At 48.1% G+C, this 20,473-nt stretch carries 14 protein-coding genes; all 14 read left to right on the top strand.

The genetic code is table 11. From position 1 onward, the window contains the following. Window positions 1–2: 2 nt before the first annotated feature. The 14 genes from gpmI to ttcA all read left to right on the top strand — a co-directional run bounded on the left by gpmI (window position 3) and on the right by ttcA (window position 20,350). The gene (gpmI, locus tag ACZ5KY_RS05930) at window positions 3–1,553 is read left to right on the top strand and encodes a 2,3-bisphosphoglycerate-independent phosphoglycerate mutase (protein WP_464242981.1); all 1,551 of its coding nucleotides are present in this window, start codon (window positions 3–5) and stop codon (window positions 1,551–1,553) included. A gap of 6 nt (window positions 1,554–1,559) precedes the next feature. Next, window positions 1,560–2,342 carry a ComF family protein gene (locus tag ACZ5KY_RS05925; protein WP_464242980.1) on the top strand — a complete coding sequence of 261 codons (783 nt, stop codon included), beginning with the start codon at window positions 1,560–1,562 and terminating at the stop codon, window positions 2,340–2,342. Between the two features lie 128 nt (window positions 2,343–2,470). Then, window positions 2,471–3,535, top strand: a complete 1,065-nt coding sequence (locus tag ACZ5KY_RS05920; RefSeq protein WP_464242979.1) for a branched-chain amino acid aminotransferase — start codon at window positions 2,471–2,473, stop codon at window positions 3,533–3,535. Between the two features lie 290 nt (window positions 3,536–3,825). Beyond that, window positions 3,826–4,932: a class II glutamine amidotransferase gene (locus ACZ5KY_RS05915; protein WP_464242978.1), complete on the top strand. Its 1,107-nt coding sequence runs from the start codon at window positions 3,826–3,828 to the stop codon at window positions 4,930–4,932. After that, entirely contained in the window at window positions 4,920–6,563 is a 1,644-nt protein-coding gene (locus ACZ5KY_RS05910) for a glutamate synthase-related protein (protein WP_464242977.1), read from the top strand. Before ACZ5KY_RS05915 ends, ACZ5KY_RS05910 begins: the two co-directional genes overlap by 13 nt. A gap of 62 nt (window positions 6,564–6,625) precedes the next feature. Beyond that, on the top strand, window positions 6,626–8,938 hold the full coding sequence (locus ACZ5KY_RS05905) for an FAD-dependent oxidoreductase (protein WP_464242976.1): 2,313 nt from the start codon (window positions 6,626–6,628) through the stop codon (window positions 8,936–8,938). Between the two features lie 423 nt (window positions 8,939–9,361). Beyond that, the gene (locus ACZ5KY_RS05900) at window positions 9,362–11,167 is read left to right on the top strand and encodes a DUF3373 family protein (protein ID WP_464242975.1); all 1,806 of its coding nucleotides are present in this window, start codon (window positions 9,362–9,364) and stop codon (window positions 11,165–11,167) included. A 123-nt stretch (window positions 11,168–11,290) separates the two neighbouring features. Continuing rightward, window positions 11,291–11,518: a selenite/tellurite reduction operon protein ExtJ gene (extJ, locus tag ACZ5KY_RS05895; RefSeq protein ID WP_464242974.1), complete on the top strand. Its 228-nt coding sequence runs from the start codon at window positions 11,291–11,293 to the stop codon at window positions 11,516–11,518. A 90-nt stretch (window positions 11,519–11,608) separates the two neighbouring features. Continuing rightward, window positions 11,609–12,997 (top strand): multiheme c-type cytochrome (seleno)protein ExtKL, encoded by a 1,389-nt coding sequence (extKL, locus tag ACZ5KY_RS05890; RefSeq protein ID WP_464242973.1) that lies wholly within the window; start codon window positions 11,609–11,611, stop codon window positions 12,995–12,997. Window positions 12,998–13,150: 153 nt separating this feature from the next. After that, entirely contained in the window at window positions 13,151–13,792 is a 642-nt protein-coding gene (locus ACZ5KY_RS05885) for a TetR/AcrR family transcriptional regulator (RefSeq protein ID WP_464242972.1), read from the top strand. Further along, window positions 13,789–15,186: an efflux transporter outer membrane subunit gene (locus ACZ5KY_RS05880; protein ID WP_464242971.1), complete on the top strand. Its 1,398-nt coding sequence runs from the start codon at window positions 13,789–13,791 to the stop codon at window positions 15,184–15,186. Before ACZ5KY_RS05885 ends, ACZ5KY_RS05880 begins: the two co-directional genes overlap by 4 nt. Continuing rightward, the gene (locus tag ACZ5KY_RS05875; RefSeq protein WP_464242970.1) at window positions 15,183–16,373 is read left to right on the top strand and encodes an efflux RND transporter periplasmic adaptor subunit; all 1,191 of its coding nucleotides are present in this window, start codon (window positions 15,183–15,185) and stop codon (window positions 16,371–16,373) included. The genes ACZ5KY_RS05880 and ACZ5KY_RS05875 overlap by 4 nt, the downstream gene beginning before the upstream one ends. Further along, a complete protein-coding gene (locus tag ACZ5KY_RS05870; protein ID WP_464242969.1) occupies window positions 16,370–19,522 on the top strand; it encodes an efflux RND transporter permease subunit in 3,153 nt (1,050 codons plus the stop codon). Before ACZ5KY_RS05875 ends, ACZ5KY_RS05870 begins: the two co-directional genes overlap by 4 nt. Window positions 19,523–19,576: 54 nt before the next feature. Then, complete coding sequence (gene ttcA, locus ACZ5KY_RS05865) at window positions 19,577–20,350, top strand: tRNA 2-thiocytidine(32) synthetase TtcA (RefSeq protein ID WP_464242968.1); 774 nt, start codon at window positions 19,577–19,579, stop codon at window positions 20,348–20,350. The last annotated feature ends 123 nt before the right edge of the window (window positions 20,351–20,473 follow it).

The raw sequence follows: 20,473 nt of genomic DNA, 5'->3' as shown, positions 1-20,473 counted from the left end.
TCATGAGCGCCCCAATGGAACGACATCACAAACCTGTCGTTCTCACCATCCTTGATGGCTGGGGCCTTAGCTCAAATACACGCGGTAATGCAGTCAAATTGGCCAACACCCCGTGCATCGACCACCTCTTCGAGAACTACCCACACTCAACCCTTCAGGCATCAGGTCTTGCTGTTGGCCTACCAGAAGGTCAGATGGGAAACTCAGAAGTGGGCCATCTCAATATTGGCGCAGGTCGAGTGATCTATCAAGATTTAACCCGTATCAGTAAAAGCATCGACGAGGGTGATTTTTTCACCAATACCACCCTTGTCGATGCTCTAAATAAAATCAAAATCAAAAACGGCAAACTTCATCTCATGGGTTTGCTTTCCGATGGCGGCGTTCACTCGCTCAATACTCACCTCTACGCACTCGTTAAGATGGCCGCGGATTTTGGTATCGACGAAATCTGCATCCACTCTTTCCTTGATGGCCGTGACACTCCGCCTCAAAGTGCAGCACTCTACCTTGAACAACTCGAACAGATGTTGACCTCCCTCAATGCAGGCCGAATTGTCACTCTTTGCGGCCGCTTTTATGCCATGGACCGAGACAACCGCTGGGAGCGGGTCGAAAAAGCCTACCGTGCCATGACGCTAAACGAGGGCACAGCCTTTGACAATAGCGCCAGCGCCATCGAAGCAGCGTACCTACACGGGCAAACGGATGAATTTGTTGAGCCGTGTATTATTGGCGAACCAGCACCGATCTGTGATGGTGACGGCATCATCTTTTTCAACTTTCGCGCCGACCGCGCCCGAGAGATCTCGCGCGCATTCACCACAACTAACTTCGATGGATTTGACCGAGAGAATATCCTTGAGCTCGCGGCATACGTTTGCATGACAGAGTATGATGAACAACTCAAGCTCCCCGTCGCCTTCCCCGCTGCCAGCTATGCCAATATCCTTGCTGAAGTTGTCGCTCAATCCGGATTAAAACAACTCCACATTGCCGAAACTGAGAAATACGCTCACGTTACCTTTTTCTTTAATGGTGGCAATGAAACAGCCCTTAATGGCGAAGATCGGATCCTTATCCCGTCACCACAAGACGTTAAAACATACGACGAAAAACCGGAGATGAGTGCTGATGAAGTCGCTGCTCGGGTGATTGAGCAAATCAATGACGCAAAACACGACCTCATCATCCTCAACTTTGCCAATCCCGACATGGTAGGACACACTGGAAACTTACCCGCTGCGATCAAAGCGATGGAAGCCGTTGATAGTAGCCTGAAAAAAGTTATTGATGCCACTCTCGCTCAAAATGGTGTGCTATTTATTACTGCGGACCATGGTAATTGTGAGCAGATGGAAGATGAACACGGTCAGCCACACACGGCCCACACCACAAACCCTGTCCCCCTTATCTATGTCGCCAATGATGCGGATCAATTTGCCCTCTGTGCAGGAAAACTTGCCGATATCGCACCAACGCTGCTAGCGACACTCGGCTTAACACAACCCGAAGAGATGACCGGCGACAACCTTCTTAATCTCGCCGAGTAATTGACAATGAGGTGGCCTTCCCCCATTAGCCATCCACGAATCAAACAACTATTTCAGCGCAGCCGTCAAGAACTACTCTGGCTTTCATACCAACTACTACCGCCACACTGCCCCCTGTGCAACGAGCCACTACAAACTAAACCTGACGGTTCCATTGCCACTCTCTGCCCCACTTGCACAGACCAGTGCCAACATCAAGCACTAGACTGCTGCCCACGCTGTCATGAGCCATATCAAGCCCAAAGCAGTACGCCACATCAATGCAGCCAATGCCTCAAGACACCGCCACCATTTACCTGGATCAAAACAGCAGGAATCTATACTGAAGTGATGGCCCAGGCTATGAACAAATTCAAATATCACGGTCGACCCACATTAGCCAGACCGCTCGCTCAGTGCATACTTGACCAACTGAGCGATGAGATCACCGCATACCAACCCGACATCATCATCCCCGTACCGTTACACCGAAAACGATTACGCGAACGGGGCTACAATCAGTCCTTGCTTCTTGCTCGACAGGTGGGAAAATCTCTAAACATTGACGTTTTGCCACAAGGGATGATACGCACCCGACCAACAAGCCCACAGTCACTGCTTAATGCGAATAAGCGGCAAAAAAACCTACACGGTGCATTCGAAATCAATTACAGTCTACCGTCACAACGGGTAATCTTGATTGACGATATCGTCACCACCACCACAACAGCCAGAGCATGTTCAGCGCTCCTTTCCCACCATGGTCATACCGTGGCTGTAGTTGCCCTAGGTAGAGCTAGCCTCAAATAATCACGAATCAGAATAAAGCCAAACACCTACAATAAAATATCCTTGCTAGCTTTACGCACGGTATGATAGACAATTTGATGGAGTTTTGCTCCACTAAACAAAATTAGAGATTCGGAGGATATACAACCATGGATATTCAGATTTTACCCGTCAACGAAACAAAACAACTCGTTAAGGACGAAAGCAATCTTGTTTTCGGTAAAGAATTTACCAACCGCATGTTTGTCATGGAATATGACACAGGTAAAGGCTGGCACTCTCCCCGGATCCAACAATACGGCCCATTCAGCCTTGACCCAGCGGCACTTGTTCTTCACTACGCCCAAGAGATCTTCGAAGGACTTAAAGCCTTTCGACGCTCCGATGGCGAGATTGCCTTATTTCGACCACGAGATAATTTTGAGCGATTCAATCTCAGCGCCGAACGCATGTGTATGCCAGAGCTCGATGTCGACTTTTGCCTTAAAGCACTCAATGAGCTCCTCAAGCTTGAGCAGGAATGGGTTCCACATAGCGAAGGAACTAGCCTGTATATCCGACCCACAATGATTGCAACAGAAGCTGTTCTCGGAATTAAACCTGCGGACAAATATCTGTTCTACATCATTTTATCACCCGTTGCAGCGTACTACTCTGGCGGATTAAGCCCAGTAAAAATCCTCGTATCAGATGAGTATTCGCGTGTCCCTGCTGGCGGCACAGGCGAAGCAAAAACTGGTGGCAACTACGCGTCAAGCCTCTATGCTTCAACTCTTGCCAGTAAAAAAGGTTATGACCAAGTACTCTGGCTCGACAGCGTAGAGCGCAAATACGTTGAAGAAGTTGGCAGTATGAATATTTGCTTCCTCTATGACGGCAAGATTGTGACATCACCACTAAAAGGTTCAATTCTCAACGGTATTACCCGCCGCTCAATTTTAACCTTAGTAAAAGAGTTTGGCTATGAGGTTGAAGAGCGGGCATTAACGATTGATGAGGTTCTCGAAGGGGCTAAGAACGGTCGCTTAACAGAAGCATTTGGCACCGGAACAGCTGCTGTGGTTTCACCCGTTGGCCAATTCACCTATCAAGACCAAGATGTCCTTCTCGGCAACGGCAGTGCAGGCGAACTGACAATGAAGCTGTACGATACACTCACAGGCATCCAATATGGCCGCTGTGAAGACAAACACAACTGGGTTAGCTTACTGTAAGAAGCACAGCCAAATTCAACGGTAGAACAGTACAATACTCTACAAACAAAAAACTCCCACCTCTCGTGGGAGTTTTTTTAGTTTGAGCAAAAAACGCTGACAGAGTACCCATATATCCGCCAACCTACTCACGTATACATCCACACCCCCCATCCTTCGCATTTCACCGTCAAAAATCCTCGCAAATACGCCGTTTTAACAAAATTAATTGCCTAACAAACAAGGCACAGTTATTGCTCAATAAAGATATCAACACGAAATTATAAAAACTAATGGAGGAAACTTACGAAATGTGTCGTATAGGTGCCATAAAGAGTAAAAATTACACTCACCCAAGTAAAGCCCTACTGTTAATGCAATCTCAACAAAAAGGGCACGACAATTCTGGCTTCGCCATGGTCATGCAAGACCTCGGTGGGATCTTTGAAGGTTACAAGCATCTGCCTACACTATCAATGGCATGCACCGACGAAGGACTAAACTTAGCCGAAAACATTTTGCACGAAGCCGGATTTCGTCGCATCCTGCAGTGGGTTCCTGAAACATTCCCCAGCGACGAACTTGATATCATCGCCATGCCTAACTACGTTTTCCAAACATTCTCATACCCAAAGAGCATTAAGAATGCCAGCCAAGAGGAGAAGGAAGAACTTCTACTTGATATGCGCTTAAAGATGCGTGCTGTTTTGGAGCCTGACGACCAAGGATATGTGTACTCATTCTGGCCCGACGTTGTCACCCTCAAGGAGATTGGCGATCCACGCGACATTGGCACCTTTTTCAACCTCTGGGAGCCAGATAAAAACTTTACCGCCAAAGTGATCACGGCCCAATGCCGTCAAAATACAAATTATGACATCGTTCGCTATGCAGCTCACCCATTCTTCCTGCAAGGCTACACCGGTCTCGCTAATGGGGAAAACACCTTCTATCAGAAGAATAAAGAGATGCAGAACAATCTCCACCGTGGCTACATTGGTTTTGAATCAGACTCACAATGCTTTTTATACAGCCTGCACTATGTCCATCGCCAACTCAAATGGCCGCTAAAGTACTTCAAACACGTGATCACCCCACTGCCGTTTGCAGAATTAAACGAACGTGAGGACTCCGAGCAGCTGATTGCTATTCGTCAATCGCTGGCAAACCTTGAGATCAACGGACCAAACACCATCATTGGCGTACTGCCTGACAACACCATGTTCACCTGCTGTGACGCTAAAAAATTGCGTCCTGTTGTTGTCGGTAGAACCGAGGACACCGTGGTAATTTCATCTGAAGTGTGTGGCATTAACGAGATACTACCTGATCGCGACTGGGCAACCGACATCTACCCAAATGAGCGTGAAATTGTTGTGATCAATGAAGAACTGGAGATTGCACGATGGAATCAGTAAAAATTAACGATATAACACCGAATGACCTTCCGTGGAAACTGCGCTACGACGCCAGTCGTTGCACCCTCTGCGGCTCCTGTGTTTCAGCGTGTTCATTCCGCGCCATTGAAGCTAAAATTGAGCGCCGGCGGATGATTTTCTCTGAAGGCGACCTACCTGATCCCCGTGCTCGGTTTTCTGCAGTTCCAGTCATTAAGCAGGTCAACTCACTGAAAAACTACTGCCGGGGTTGTGGTATTTGTGAAAAAGTATGCCCTAACGATGCCATTACCCCCGTACGCAATCCAGACACCCGCCACCCCATTGTTTCACGTTGTGCTGGCGGTGAGTCCATCAAACGTGGCGGGCGCAAAAACATATCTGGCAGCGCACGAACCCTTGACAAGCTCCGTGTCGGCCGCATCTCGCAAATGACTGACCCAAGTCTTGATGCACAGCGACACACATTCGACATGCTCGCCCCATTTGGCCGCACCCTGCCTGCCGACGAACTACCATTAAAGCTTGGCAGCGATGGCACATTGATCTCTTGTGGCCAAACACCTCCTGTTAGCTGGATCTATCCTGTCATCATCGGCGACATGTCCATCGGCGCACTATCCTGGCGAATGTGGGAAGGGATCGCAATGGCCGTTGCCTACCTCAATGAAGAGTGCGGACTTCCGGTACGCATGTGTTCTGGTGAAGGTGGCGTACCATCACGCCTACTCAAAAGCCGCTATATGAAATATATGATTCTTCAAGTAGCATCCGGCCACTTTGGCTGGAACCGAATCATCAAGGCGATGCCCGACATGATCGAAGACCCTGCTGGGATTTTGATTAAAATCGGTCAAGGGGCAAAACCGGGTGACGGTGGGATGCTTCAGGCCCAAAAAGTTGCTGAGCACATCATGGCCATCCGTGGTGTTCCCAAGACAGACCTCCTGAGTCCGCCGAACCATCAAGGATTATACTCCATTGAAGAGAGCGTTCAAAAAATGTTCCTCTCGTTTAATGCTGCGTTTAAGTTCCGCGTACCTGTTGCCATTAAAGTCGCCGCATCATCAACAAGCGTTTCAGTATTTAACAATCTCGTCCGCGACCCATACAATATTGTCGGCGGTTTCTTCCTCGACGGCATTGACGGTGGCACAGCGGCAGCCCACGAAGTATCTCTCGACCACACAGGGCACCCAATCGTCAGCAAGCTACGCGATTGCTACCTCGCGGCGGTCACTCAGGGTCGTCAAGGGCAAATTCCACTTTGGGCCGCTGGCGGACTCGGAAAAACAGGAGACCTCGCTGCTGACGCATTTAAGATGATGTGCCTCGGTGCGAGCGGTGTATTTACAGGCAAACTCATTTTACAAATGGCTGGCTGCGTAGGGAACGACCAAGGCCGCTGTAATGCCTGTAATACGGGTTTATGCCCCGCTGGAATCACCTCACAAATCCCTGCGTTAGCACACCGACTTGACCCTGAACGTGTTGCCGAGAACATCGTCAACTACTTCTTAGCCATGGATCAAGAACTGAAAAAACTCATGGCACCGATCGGCAACTCAACGCTACCAATCGGACGCTCAGATGCTCTTGTCGCCATGGATAAGGCTGTTGCTGATCGGTTACAAGTTCAGTATGTGTGTTAAGTAATTATTCGAAACCGCCCCGTTCATAGGGAAACGAATAGTTTTACAAGGAGATAAAAGAAATGGCTGCACAAATTAATGGATTTAACGCTGAAGGTCGGCGTATCTCCACCCAAATATTACTACAGCAGATCTACACTGAGCTTGACAATGGAGAGACTGAATTCGAAGTCCTCGCATCGGGTCATCACAACATTGGTGGACCGCTGTGGACCACAGACGGTAAACCTCTTAAATTCCGCGTCAAAAACCCTGGCCAACGTGTTGGTTCATTTGGCCTTGAAGGGACCGAAATCATTGTTGACGGCTCTGCCCCAGCTGATTCGGGCTGGCTCAACGCCGGTGCAACCCTAACAATTCTCGGCGACAGTGGTGACACCACTGCTCACTGTGCCGCCAGTGGTAAAATTTACATTGCAGGCCAAGTGGGCACCCGTAGTGGCTCACTAATGAAACATGACCCCGCCTTCGATGCACCTGAACTATGGGTACTGAAAAAAACGGGATCGTTCTCCTTCGAATTCATGGGTGGCGGAATCGGCGTCATCTGTGGTGTGGACTGTGAACACCTCGACTCGATCATGGGCGATCGCGCCTGTGCTGGCATGGTTGGCGGCACCCTCTATGTTCGTGGTCCTGTAGCAGGGATCTCAGACGACGTATGGCTACTCGATCTTGATGAAGCCGACCATCAATTTCTTGCAGCAGGATTACCTGAATTTTTAACTAAAATTCAGCGTAATGAATTACTCGACACCTTAAGCGACATGGGCCAGTGGAAGAAAATTGTTGCTAAGACCACTGAGGAGCGCAACGCCAAAGGGCGAATCTCCATGCACGAATTCCGCCTTGGCAAATGGGTTAAAGGGGGAATTTTCGGTGACATTGTTGACGATGATTACAGCCACGTTGCTGGTCTCGTTAACGCAGGAGATGACCGGTTAAAAATTCCTCGTTGGCTTGATAAGCGTTACGCGGCACCGTGCCAATCATCGTGCCCTTCGTTTATTCCAACGCAGGACCGGTTAAAACTGCTGCGCGAAGGCAAAGAGCAAGAAGCACTGGAACTGGTACTCCAATATTCACCATTCCCTGCCAGTGTGTGCGGCCAAGTGTGCCCGAACCTGTGTATGGATGCCTGTAGTCGCCGTTTTCTCGATTCAGCGGTATCAATGAAGCAACTTGGCTTAATGTCGATTGGTACTCCCGCTCCTCCAGTCGCCCCAGACACAGATAAAAAGATTGCCGTAATCGGTGGTGGCCCTGGCGGCCTTTCTGCAGCATGGCAACTCCGACTTAAAGGGCACGATGTTACCGTGTACGAGGCTGACAGCCGCCTCGGCGGCAAACTCTACCAAGCGATCCCTACCGAGCGACTACCGAGTGAGATTCTCGATGGCGAGATTCAACGGATGTTAGATGTCGGCATCAAAACAGAGCTCAACACCCGTGTCGATGCACCACTTTTTGAACAGTTACAACGGGAAAATCAGGCGGTAATTGTCGCAACAGGCGCTCATAATCCGGTGGTCATTCCATTCCCAGGACATCAACTTCTGGTTAAAGGACTCGACTTCCTCAAAAAAGTGAATGCCGGAGAAAAACCACCTGTGGGTAAAAAGGTGGTGGTCATCGGTGCTGGCAATGCAGGAATGGATGTCGCCCTAGGTGCCTACGCCATGGGCGCAACAAAAGTAACTGCCATAGACGTTCAGCGCCCTGCGGCGTTCAAAAAAGAGATTGATCATGTTGAAGCACTCGGTGGTTCAGTGCGCTGGCCAATCTACACCGACCACATTAGCGAAAAAGGTCTCCACACTAAGGACGGTGAGCTGATTGAAGCAGACATGGTCATCATCTCAATTGGTGAACGCCCTGACCTCTCCTACGTACCAAGTGAATGGCTTACCGATCGCGGTATGATGGATGTCAACGGCTGCTGGCAGGTCAACAAGTCTAAAAATGTGTTTGCTATTGGCGACACAACCAAGCCGGGGCTACTCACCCACGCCATCGGCCATGGACACGAAGCGGCTGACTTTTGCAATGATCTTCTCAATGGTCTAGAATTAATCGAACGTAAAAAGATGGAAGCGATCCCTCAGCATCGCCTAAGCAAAGAGCTGTTCCGGCCACGCAACCGAGGACGACTACAGGTGACAGATGCTCGTCAAGAGACCACTCGCTGTATCTCCTGTGGGACCTGCCGCGACTGCTCCATGTGCCTCGAAGCCTGCCCTGAAGCTGCGATACGCCGCGTTGAAAAAGAGGATGGCAGTTTTGATTACATCTCCGACGATCACATCTGCATTGGTTGCGGAATTTGCTCCGGCATCTGTCCGTGCGGTATCTGGACCATGGAGCAAGTGGTTTAATCATCACAGTTAAATATACGTGAGCCGTTCCAAACACGTCCAGGCAACAATAATTCGGGCTATATGACACTGTCATATAGCCCGTTATTTTACGCAAAACAGCACGTCATATCACCTAATCTAAACAGAAACAACTTCACAAAACAACGCAAAACAAACATAATCAACGCAAAAACAGGCAATTATAAAAACTGGCACAAATTGTGTTATACGCATATAAGAACATACAACTGTCAATATAACCTGACTCCATAAAAAACCATGGATGAAGGTACAATTAAAAACAGTGCTTTTAGCGTCGATTGTGGCGATACTGTCACATTGTCACAACCAATCGACTCGCAGTAGATGGTCTGCTGCACACCCGTTTACGTGGAACACCACGTTCCATACCAAACAAACGCACCACAAGGAGGCAACAACATGGTTAAAAGAACACTAGGCCTGATCTTGGCTGCTCTAATGCTCGTGCCTGCATGCGCATTTGCGGCACCTTCGACAGCCGATCTCGCGCGTCAAATTGAGATGCTGACGCAGCAACTCACTGTTCTTCAAGAGCAAGTTGCAGAAGTACAAGATGCTGCTGACGACAATGCTGACTCAGTTGAGCTACTCGAGGCTGGTTCAGAAAAATGGGACGAAGCGTCACGTTTTGAGTTCTTCGGTGACTACCGTTTCCGCATGGATTACAGTGATACAGACACCAAAGAGTACTGGGGCGCAATGGACGTTGCCAACGCGGTTAATGACATGAGTTATGTTATGTCGCAAGGCGGCACGCTACCAGCACCTAGCACTCAGGATCTTGTTGGCCTGATGAGTTCATTCTCAGCAGATGAGCGTAAAGGCATGATGGAAAATCTTCCTATGGCGCTGGCACAAATGGGTCTTGATCAACAACTGCAAGGAATGGGTTTAGTTCCTGGCACTGTTGCTTACGGTGACGCATTTAATACCTACTGGCAATCTGCAATTGATGGTGTTACAGGCTTAGGCGTAACTTCTGGCTACAACATGACACCTAAAAACAACTACAAGAACGACATCCTCTACACTAACCGCTTCCGTCTCGGCATGAAAGCACAAGTGTCTGAGAACATGACCTTCAAAGGTCGTCTGGCAATGTACAAATCTTGGGGAATGCAAGAAAACCCAACGACAAACGGCCCATACTTCATGAACAGTTTTTCACAGATGGACGGCGCCACAACTCGTCAGCCTGGCGACAGCGTCCTTCGTGTCGACCGTGCCTATATTAACTGGACTGCTATTGCTGATCTGCCAATCTGGTTCTCTGTTGGTCGTCGCCCTACTACCGATGGCCCACCAGCGCACCTTCGCCAAAACAGCAAGCGTATGGCTACCCCAACCAACTTCATGGACTATGCCTTTGATGGTGCTACAATCGGTGCCGTATTTGACAACCCATTCGACTTCATGGGCTACAGTAAGATCCGTTTCTGCTACGGCCGCGGCTTCGAAGCAGGCCCAACAGAAGACGGTAACAATCTTGACGACATGGACTTCGGTGGTTTGAACTGGGACATGATCAACAAGGGTGATCGTTTATTAAACGTTCAAGCCTTCTTGGCAGCAAACATTGTCAATGTACCTGCTGGCGTTGACTTCGCTAACCCTCTTGAACTCGCAATGGGTACAGGCAACGGAACTCTTGACACTGAGAACCTTGGCGACATCTATCACACCTCTTTCGTCTACATGGACAAATATGCTGACCTCAACTACTTCGTATCTGGTGGTTGGAGTCGTACTGATCCTGATGGCGTTGACGAGATGGGTTCTACCCTTCTTGGTTCATGGTGGGAAGATCCAGGCCAAAAAGATGGTTACATCGGCTATGTCGGTGTTCGCTACGACCTCGATGATAAAGGTCTAAAATTCGGTCTTGAGTACAACTATGGTACCAAAAACTGGATCTCCATGACTCCTGCTCACGACGACATGACTGCTGCCAAACTAGCGACTCGTGGTCAAGTTGGCGAAGTTTACATGGTATGGGATCTCCCTGTTGGCGACCTCATCAGCGACAAGTGCAATGCATTTATGCGCCTTGGCTACCAGCACTACGAATATGACTACACAGGTAGTGGTAACTGGTTAGGCGCTCCTGCTGACATCGATGAGCTTGACGATCCTTTGAATGCACAGTTCTTTGCACCAATCGAGAGCATGGACCAAGTTTACTTAACCATGGAAGCATCATTCTAGAGAATGACCATTCTGTTTCTACTTCCAATTTTCTGGGTGTGTGATATAGTCAATAAATTAGGAAAAAAGAGGCAAATGGCGAACATGGTTTATTTAATCAATTTACGTTAAGGAGAAAAACCAATGGCAAAGAAACTGATCGTATTACTTGCAGTAACCGCATTTATCGGCGGCATGAGCAGTGCAGCTCTTGCTAAAGCTTACAAAGGTACCGTTACCGCTGTTAAGGGCGACATGGTAACAGTTCAAGTTAAAGCTAAAGACGCTAAAAAAATCTCAGTTGGCGATTCTGCTAGCATGAAGATTAAAGGCGCTCCTGCTGCTGGTGGTGACGCTCTAACTGGCTGCTAATTTTTTTAGCACTCTGGTTTACTGATCCAATCTAGAAGCCCCTATTTTACAGTGGGGGCTTCTTTTCACGATTCCTGATAGGATATCCTTATGAAATACTTCAAAGTCATTAGCCTTACCGCTATTGCTCTGTGGTTAAGCGTCTCCATGGCGTTTGCTATTGGTGCTGGCGTAGGTCGTGACGGCACCATTGCCGCGACAAAAGGAAAAGCTGAAACCCTGCAACAGTTGATCGACATGTACGATTCAACAGGTTGTATCGATTGTCACGAAGAGATCCACGAAGACTGGGATGCTTCGCCACACGCTCGTTCAATCTATGGTACGGGTCGCGCTGCGGCTACCATGATTACAGCGATGAAAAATGGTTTCATGGCGTGGGAATATTCCGGCGTTGAAACGACAAAGGATGTAACCGTTGAGCATTTTATGGGTTGCATGAAATGTCACCTGCCTCAACTCGCAGACGCAACAGATGCTGTTGCGGTTGAACTCGCTGATACGTTGGTAGCTTGGCTTGCCGCTGCGAAAACAGCAGCTAAAGATCCTAGCGACGAAAAAGCCGTTGCAATTCGCGATCAACACCAAACCACCTTGACCAGCCTCAACATTAACTGCTTGGTATGCCACAACCGTATGGCAATCACCCACAAGTGGACCGATGGTTATCCTCAACACGACACCGTGTACGGATATAACACTGGCGAACACGAAGATGATACTTTCAACAAAATGAAAGTAAGTCCTATCATGGACGAGTCAATCTTCTGTGGCCAGTGTCACGGTCTGGGTCCCAACCTTGAGCTTGAAAACCCTACTCAGTGTGCTACCGCTTATGGTAGCTACATGTGGGCCTACAGAGCTGAAGGCGGCCAAGAAACTTGTCAAGAGTGTCACATGACAAAAAGTGGCCTCGGCCACAAGATCCTCAGCTACAGTGATGAGACTATGGCAGAGATGGCTGTTGACTTCCACGTTGAGAGCTATGTATCACAATGGCTTGACGGCAGCACTTTGCGGCCTAAAGCGGTTGTTAAAGTCAAAATGGTGAACCGCTCAGGCCACGCAATCCCTGATGGCTGACCGACCCCTAACCGACTGGTTCTGTCGGTAAAAGCGGAAACTGAAGAAGATGACGAGTTGTTTGAAGAAGAAATTATCTACATGGCAACACCTAAGTTAATGGCACGTGGCAACAACATGGGTCGTGGTCCCTACGAGAAGAGTTCAATTATCGAGGACACCGGCCTTGCTCCAGGTAAAGAAGTTGAAGAGCGTTTTGACATTTTCTACCCTGTCGTTGAGGGTGATGATGGCAAGCAAGTTGCTGAAGAGCGCGAGATGGACGTAACTGTTGAACTCTGGTACAAGCCTTTCGGCACTATGTCAGGTGCAGTACTATGGCGTGAGTGGGAACAAACGATTAGCATTGATAAAAAAGCTAAGCCGACCACTTACCGTTCAGGTAACGCAAAGTAACACGCTCCACAAGTAAGCTAAAAAGGGACAGTCTGAAAAGACTGTCCCTTTTTTTTGTGGAAATTCAAAGCACGTCACACTTCATCCCTTGCCATCTATTGATTAGTCGACAAACTGTTTGACAGAATTCAAACAACCGTTTAAATTACCCGTATGAATTACGTTAAGCTAACCAAATACAGCAAAACTCAAGAGACTATCCTCGACAGCGCCGAACATCTTTTTGCGTGCCATGGCCTCCACTCGACGACACTGCGCGCGATCACCAGTGCCGCTGACGTTAACCTAGCAGCCGTCAACTACCATTTTGGTACGAAAGAGCTGTTAATCCATGCGATATTGTTACGGCGCATGACCCCTTTAAATAATGAGAGACAGCAACAACTCGATACAGTATTAAGCGATGCTGTCGCTGAGGGACGACAAGCAAGTGTCGATGAGATTCTGCGCTCTTTTATCGAACCAACACTTAATTTTTCACTTAAAGATGGGCGACACAAAGATTTCATGTCAATCATCAGCACATTAATGATGAATCCAGACAATGAGTTCAGACAACTCTTCACCACGATCATGAAACCACTGATCTCCAAACTGTTCCAAGCACTCAGTGATGTACTACCGGCCTTGCCACCGGCTATCCTCCACATGCGCCTGCAATTTACACTCGGCACCATGGTTTTTGCCATGCGCGACATCGCTATACCAATCATCAATCATCATAAGACACTGGACATTGAATTAATGATCAACGAGGTTACTAAATTTGTCAGTGCTGGAATGGAACAGCCATGAAAACAACTCACCTATGGGTAGTCTTAATCGTGATGTTGACAGGCTGCAACACTCTGTCACCAAGCAAACCCCTTAATGTTGACCAACTAACAGATAGCCCATACCGCAACACGACAATCATAAGCCAAAAAGAAAACGGTTTATGGTGGCATCAGTTTCACAATAACCAACTCAACACGCTGGTTGAACAACTGCTCACCACGAATTTAACTCTGTTAACAGCGCAGGCGCGTTTAAAAGAGTCTCAAGCCAATCTATCAATAACCGAAGCAGCGCTGCTGCCGTGGCTAAACATATCGGCCACTGGCGAGCGCATACAAACACCTAGTGGCCTTCAAAACAGCACTGGAAATAACCTCTCAGTACAAGCGATGTTGGGCTACGAAGTTGACCTATGGGATAAATTAGACTTGCAACGCTCTGCTGCGCATGAGCAACAGCTTATTACAGATAACGAGATCGATGGGCTTTACCTCAGCTTAACAGCCCACTTAATCGGCCTCTACTTCAGCCACCAAGAGCAGCAACAACACAGCACTTTTGCCGAAAAGCAGCTAGCTATACGACGCAACTACCTCACCTTTATTCGCAATCGTTACAATCTTGGCTTAGAAAAGTCTCGAGCGATCTACATGGCCGAGCAAGCTGTTGACCTAGCACAAAATGCCGTACAAACGATTCAAATTAACCTAACCAGCACTGAACACTCCATCGCTCTACTCCTTGGAGTACGCCGCAACCAACTCAATCTAAAGCCATCGACACACTTTTTGGAAACAATGCTGGCTCCAAATATTGGTCTGCCTGCCGATCTACTGCTACAACGGCCCGACGTCATTGCAGCATGGCATCGGTTTGCTGCTGCAGACGCACAACATGCCGCAGCCATTGCAGAACGATTACCGACAATATCGCTCCAAGCAGGGGTAGGATTACTGCATAACACCCTTGGCTCGGCCTCAATCAATGATCTGTTTTGGTCATTAACAGCCAATGCTCTGCAACCGCTCATTGACGGCGGAAAACGACGCGCCGTGGTGCGTAAAAATGAAGCAATAGTTGAGCAACGCCGACATGAAGCTCAACAAACTCTGTTAAGTGCAGTCTATGAAGTGGAAGATCTTCTCGACAAGATGGCAGGAACAATCCTGATCATTAAACAGCTCGAGCACCGTAACCAACAGGCTGAATCCAACGCAACTCAAGTAGAGCAACAATATGGGTTAGGCCTTGCTGACGCTCTTCACTTTCTCGAAGCCGCCGATTCATCTCTAAGTACCCGACGACAACTCATTACGAGTCGTTATCAACTTTTATCCCTAACCATTCAACTCACCCGCGCAGTAGGTGGCGATTGGATGAACACCATTCGCTCTGAAAAGGAGCTATTATGAACCAGCCCATTAATGACAACGACAAGCAGAGATCTACATACAAAAAATGGATACCTGTACTCGTACTTATCCTCGCCGTTCTTATTACTGTAGTTTTGATTAAGTCACGAAAACCACCTGTTAAAAAGCCCTTCTTAGATCGCGGGACGTTAGTTGAGGTACAGCGGATATCAGCACAAGATATTGCCCTTAAAATTAACGCAACAGGGACCGTACAACCACGTCAGCAATTGCGTTTATCGCCCCAAGTCAGCGGTAAAGTGATCGCCCTACATCAAAACTTTCGTGTCGGCGGCGAGGTAAAAAAAGGGGACCTCCTTATCACTATCGACCCGAGGGACTATGCCTTGGCATTAACCAAAGCACAGAACACCCTAAGCGGTGCCATTCTAAATTATGAACAGGTTGCCAACTTAGCGCGAGTGGCTCGCAGCGAATGGCTAGTGATTAACGGCACAACACCGCCGCCACCCTTGGCAGCGTACGAACCACAACTCCAACAAGCTCAAGCAACAGTTAAAGCCGCTGAGGCAGATGTGGAACAATCCAAGTTGAACCTAGCTAGAACTAAAATTTATGCTCCATACAGCTGCCGAATCATCACCGAGAGCGTCGACTTAGGTCAAAACCTTACCACGGGGAGTGAGATAGCGATCCTCACCGGTACAGATCAATCTGAAGTGGTTATCCCAATTCCAATTGATGAGCTACCTTGGCTGCAATTCAAACACAGCAACAAGAGCAAGACAGCTCCAGCTACTGTTAGCATAACGACCTCAGCACAACATTTTACTTGGTTGGGGGAAGTAGATCGCATTCTCGCCAATGTCGATGAACAGGGGAGAATGAGCCGTATCGTTGTCACCATCAATGCGCCCTATTCCACCCACGCCGAGTTACCGTTACAACTCGGTATGTTTGTCGATGTTGAACTGCAAGGGATTACCATAAAAAATGTGTTTGCTGTTCCACGTAGTGCCATACGCGACGATAATGCCGTATGGCTCGTTGACAACAATTTCCGCTTGCACATGCAACCCATCACTGTGGTTCGTAAGGAATCACAACTGGTGGTCATAACAGGGATCACCAGCGAAGACAACGTAATCACGTCAGCGATAAGTGGCGCTGCAGAGGGGATGAAACTTCGTCTAATGAATCAACCCGCTTCGGGAGAGTTGCAGTGAAAAATGCCATAGCATGGATGACTAAAAATCATGTCGCGGCAAATTTGCTGATGCTGACCTTTGTTTTGGGTGGTTTGGTGATGAGCCTATCCCTTAAGCAAGAGGTATTCCCTGAAGTAAGTCTCGATATGATCTCTGTAGCAGTTGTTTATCCGGGTGCTGGGCCAGAAGAGATCGAAGAGGGAATTTTACTCAAGGTTGAAGATAACCTGACCGAGATTGATGGCATCAAGCAGCTAAAGTCGAGTGCTGTTGAGGGGCTGGGAACGGTACAAGCCGAACTGCGTAATGGCGCAGATCCTGATCTGATTTTACAAGAAATTAAAAGTGCTGTGGATCGGATCACCACCATCCCAGAAGATGCTGAAGAACCTATCATCACCAAAGTTCTTAACCGTCGCGAAGTGATCTCCTTAGTGATCTACGGTGATGCGCCCGAACGTAGTTTGCGTGAGCAAGCAGAAAATATCCGCGATGAGTTATTATTACTCCCCGATATCACTCAGGTTGATTTAAGCGGTGTGCGCCCTTATGAAATATCCATTGAGGTCGATGAAAACACCCTGCGTCGTTACAATTTAACTCTCGACAAAATTGCCAGTCGCATTCGTGAAGCATCGATAGATCTACCCGGTGGCTCCATTAAAGCAGCAGAAGGGGAGATTTTACTCCGCACCGTTGAGCGACGGCGCAACCAAATCGGCTATGAAAACATTGTCATCGTTAGTGAAACCGATGGCAGTCAAGTCAAGCTAGGCGATATTGCAACGGTAAAAGACACTTTTGCTGAGACGGACGAACACGCTCGATTTGATGGCCAGCCTGCTGCAATGATTCGCGTATATCGTGTATCAGATCAAAAACCGACGGAGATCTCCGTCGCGGTACAGAAATACATTCAAACAAAACAGCTAAGCTTGCCAACATCACTACAGCTTGCCGCATGGAATGACACCTCAGAGCTGTTAGATAGTCGCATGAACCTGCTCACCAAGAATGCGTGGCTCGGACTTATCTTAGTCTTTATCATCCTTAGCCTTTTCCTTGAAATTCGTCTGGCGCTCTGGGTAATGTTGGGAATTCCGATCTCATTTCTCGGTGCAATATTTATGGCCCCAACTCTTGGTGTTTCAATCAACATGATCTCGCTGTTTGCCTTTATTATGGCACTGGGAATCGTTGTCGACGATGCCATTGTGGTGGGTGAAAACATATACGAACAGCGCCAGCATCATTCTGATCGTCTCACGGCGGCCATCAAAGGGACACAAGATGTTGCTACCCCGGTGACCTTCTCTATTTTAACGTCGATCTGTGCCTTTACCCCGCTGTTACACATTAGTGGCAATATGGGTAAGTTCATGGGGGTGATCCCCGTTGTTGTTATCAGTATCCTCCTTGTATCATTGGTTGAATCACTGTTTGTCTTGCCCGCCCACCTTGCCTTGGGTAAAAAGTCGACCACGCCTGACCATCAAAAAAACCGCCTTGAACAATTACGCCTTCGTGTTGGCCACCAGCTCGAACGTTTTATTGATGGCCCATACCAGCGATGGCTGATTGCGTCCATGCACCATCGCTACTTAACCATCAGCATCTCAATCGCTATTTTGATGCTCTGTATTGGCCTTGTCGCTGGCGGTAAAATTAAATTCGTTTTCATGCCTGAGGTCGATTCCGATATCATCACCGTTACGCTACAAATGCCACAGGGAACCCCAGCGGCTGAAACCGCAAAACTCCTCCAACGCATTGTCACTTCTGGCAATCAAACAATTGAACAGATTGATGGTGAACAACCATCTCAACCAACCATCTTGCGCCATATTTACGCCCTTGCTGGTGGCACTCTTGCCGGGGGAGGCCCGACCGGCGGCAGTACCACCTCAGCACCCCACTTGGGCACCATTGCCATGCTATTGCAGCCGAGTGAGACACGTTCGATCACGGCTCCACAAATATCGGAACGCTGGCGGCAACAACTCGGCGAGATTGCCGGTGTCGATATGCTGACCTTCAAATCGAGCCTTGTCCACCTTGGTGCCAACATTGACGTCCAACTCTCTCACAACGATTTCACCGTTCTTGAAGATGCCTCCATCCGCCTCAAACAAGCGATTGAAGAGTATCCAGGTGTGAGTGATATTGAAGATAATTATGCCATTGGCAAAAAAGAGTTAAAAATCCGGCTGCGTCCAGAAGCTGAAACCCTCGGAATTACGGAACGAGACCTCGGCCGGCAAATTCGCGCAGCCTACTCAGGTTCAGAATCTCTCCGACTTCAACGTGGCCGCAACGAAGCAAAAGTGATGGTTCGTTACCCACAGCAGCAACGCTACCTCGCCAGCAGCCTTGACAATCTACGCATTCGTAGCCCACATGGCGGCGAGTTACCACTCAACCGCGCGGCTTTCATTGAAGAAGGGCGTGGCTTCAGCGAGATCAACCGCACTGACCGCCGCCGCGTCATCAATGTTCAAGCTCGCGTCGATAGTAGCAAGGGCAATGCAAAAGAGATTTTATCCGACATGGAAACATCGATTTTAGCCGAACTTTTAGCGGACTACCCGGGGCTAAGTTTTGATCTTGAGGGCGAAGAGAAAGAGCGCAAAGATTCGATGGCAAGCATGAAAAGTGGATTTTTGCTGGCATTGTTTGGAATCTATGCCCTACTTGCCATCCCGTTCCGCAGTTATAGCCAACCACTGCTGGTGATGGCAGCTATCCCCTTTGGTGTCGCCGGAGCGATTATTGGTCACCTACTCCTCGGCTTTGACCTAACCATCCTCAGTTTATTTGGTGTCGTGGCCTTATCAGGTGTGGTAGTAAACGATTCATTGCTATTGATCGACAAAGTGAACCAGGACCGTAAGAACGGTATGGAACAATTTCAAGCCATTGTTGACGCCGGCCGTCGACGTTTTCGGCCAATATTACTGACATCGTTGACAACCTTCTTCGGTCTAATCCCGATGATTTTAGAAACCAGCGTTCAAGCTCAGTTTCTCATCCCCATGGCGATTAGTTTAGCCTTCGGAATTTTATTTGCGACGGGGATCACCCTTATCTGCATCCCGTCGATGTATTTAATTTTAGAAGATTTACGCAGTGCAGTAGGGATCGCGCCGCGCAACTATGAACATCATTAATTACGCGACACCGAGTTCAAACAAACCATTAGTTTATCCACTTTTAGGGCAGCAATGAACGAGCAGAAAATTTTCAAACAGATGAAACGGTTAACGGGGCAAGCCATTGGTGACTTCGGCTTGATTGAGGACAACGACAGAATTTTAGTCGCTCTATCAGGCGGCAAAGACTCATGGGCGATGCTGTACCTTTTAACGGAACTATGTCGCCGCGCCCCCATTAACTACGAACTAATCCCCGTTACCATTGATTCAGGATTTGACGGCTTCGATACAACAGCCATCCTACACCACCTTGAACAAAACGGATTTTCTGGTCATATTGAGAAAACACGCAATAAAGAACGAATTGAACGCCACCTGAAATCTGGAACATCGTATTGTGCTTTTTGCGCACGCTTACGTCGTGGCGCCCTCTATGCAACAGCAACGAAGCTCGGCTGCAATAAGGTGGCTTTAGGCCATCACCTAGATGATCACATTGAAACACTGCTCCTCAATCAGTTTTATTCAGGAACCATTGCAGCAATGAGCCCCAAATTAAAAGCGGACAACGGTCTTCATACCGTTATCCGCCCTTTAGTTTACGTTGAGGAATCAATGATTGAGCAGTGGGCTCAAATAAAACACGTGCCACAAGTTGATTGCAGTTGCCCACAACTCGCACGACGTGATCAAAAAAGACAAAAAATGAAGAAATTGATTGCTGAATTACAGCAAGACAACCCATTATTGAAAAAAAGTTTACTTAAGGCGATGTCGTATGTTCAACCACGCCACTTGCTCGACCCAACAATTAGTTCTAGTCGAAATCAACCGAATTCTTAGTAGCTATAAACACGGGATATCAAGACAACAGCCCGCAAGAAACATAACAACAGCACATACCACACTTAATTTTGCAAAAAACATTCAACACTCCATGTAGAAAAAATTAAAAGATCGATTCAC

It is taken from the genome of Desulfuromonas svalbardensis, from assembly GCF_055389415.1.
This window is presented reverse-complemented; position numbering and strand designations above follow the sequence as displayed.

Bases quoted from the DNA above. Each gene is read 5' to 3' on its own strand.
- ACZ5KY_RS05900 (WP_464242975.1), top strand. From the start codon at position 9,362: ATGGTTAAAAGAACACTAGGCCTGATCTTGGCTGCTCTAATGCTCGTG.
- gpmI (WP_464242981.1), top strand. From the start codon at position 3: ATGAGCGCCCCAATGGAACGACATCACAAACCTGTCGTTCTCACCATC.
- ACZ5KY_RS05920 (WP_464242979.1), top strand. From the start codon at position 2,471: ATGGATATTCAGATTTTACCCGTCAACGAAACAAAACAACTCGTTAAG.
- ACZ5KY_RS05915 (WP_464242978.1), top strand. From the start codon at position 3,826: ATGTGTCGTATAGGTGCCATAAAGAGTAAAAATTACACTCACCCAAGT.
- ACZ5KY_RS05885 (WP_464242972.1), top strand. From the start codon at position 13,151: ATGAATTACGTTAAGCTAACCAAATACAGCAAAACTCAAGAGACTATC.
- extJ (WP_464242974.1), top strand. From the start codon at position 11,291: ATGGCAAAGAAACTGATCGTATTACTTGCAGTAACCGCATTTATCGGC.
- ttcA (WP_464242968.1), top strand. From the start codon at position 19,577: ATGAACGAGCAGAAAATTTTCAAACAGATGAAACGGTTAACGGGGCAA.
- ACZ5KY_RS05910 (WP_464242977.1), top strand. From the start codon at position 4,920: ATGGAATCAGTAAAAATTAACGATATAACACCGAATGACCTTCCGTGG.
- ACZ5KY_RS05905 (WP_464242976.1), top strand. From the start codon at position 6,626: ATGGCTGCACAAATTAATGGATTTAACGCTGAAGGTCGGCGTATCTCC.
- ACZ5KY_RS05875 (WP_464242970.1), top strand. From the start codon at position 15,183: ATGAACCAGCCCATTAATGACAACGACAAGCAGAGATCTACATACAAA.
- ACZ5KY_RS05925 (WP_464242980.1), top strand. From the start codon at position 1,560: ATGAGGTGGCCTTCCCCCATTAGCCATCCACGAATCAAACAACTATTT.
- ACZ5KY_RS05880 (WP_464242971.1), top strand. From the start codon at position 13,789: ATGAAAACAACTCACCTATGGGTAGTCTTAATCGTGATGTTGACAGGC.